Source organism: Vibrio sp. 03_296, assembly GCF_002265885.1.
Genome location: NZ_NPKW01000424.1, coordinates 1 through 853, shown reverse-complemented (window position 1 = coordinate 853; position 853 = coordinate 1). Strand labels below are relative to the sequence as shown.

The window sequence follows — 853 nt, the reverse complement described above, 5'->3', positions numbered from 1 at the left end:
CAAAGGTTTCTTCCTGCGCCACCAGCACTCTCATCCGTCACGCCACTGAGCACCAAAGGCTCGCACAAGTCGACTGCCTGCCGTGGGTAGTTGACCACATCAATTTGCGCCCCTTTGCTTTGGGCGTCTTCGTACGTCGTTGCAACCACCTTAGCGACTGCGGCATCGTTGATTAACGGGCCAATATTGACACCTTGCTCAAAGCCGTTGCCCACTTTAAGCGCCGAGAACTTTCGCCACCAGTTTTGACAAATTCAGAATAAACCGAGCGCTGAACATAAAGGCGGTTTGCACAGACGCAAGTTTGCCCAGCACTTGCGGAATTTGGCGATCATTGCCCCTTCAACGGCGGCATCCAAATCGGCATCTTCAAAGACGATAAACGGGGCATTGCCACCCAGTTCAAGCGAGAGCTTTTTGATGTTGTCTGCCGATTGACGCATCAGCAGTTTTCCTACCGGCGTTGAGCCCGTGAACGATAATTTACGAACGCGCCTTGTTACCTCGTTAGTTCGCCACCAACTCGCGACCGGCATCGCCGGTGATCACGTTAAATACCCCAGCAGGAAACCCGCTTTTCTGCCAGCACAGCCAGTGCAAGTGCGGTGAAAGGTGTATCCGGCGCGGKTTTAAATCACCGGCAACCCGCCGCAAACGCTGGGCCGCATTTGCGGGTGATCATCGCCGCGGGGAAGTTCCAAGGCGTAATCGCAGCCACCACGCCGATCGGCTCTTTGGTCACCAAAATCTTGGCGTTTGCTTTATGGCTCGGCACGAGCGTCCCATAGGCTCTGCGTGCCTCTTCAGCAAACCATTCAATAAAACTGGCGGCATAAAGCACTTCTCCCTTCGC

At 54.6% G+C, this 853-nt stretch carries 1 pseudogene; it reads right to left on the bottom strand.

The features are described from left to right. A pseudogene (locus tag CIK04_RS25115) lies at positions 1 to 853 on the bottom strand (aldehyde dehydrogenase family protein); the annotation flags it as partial.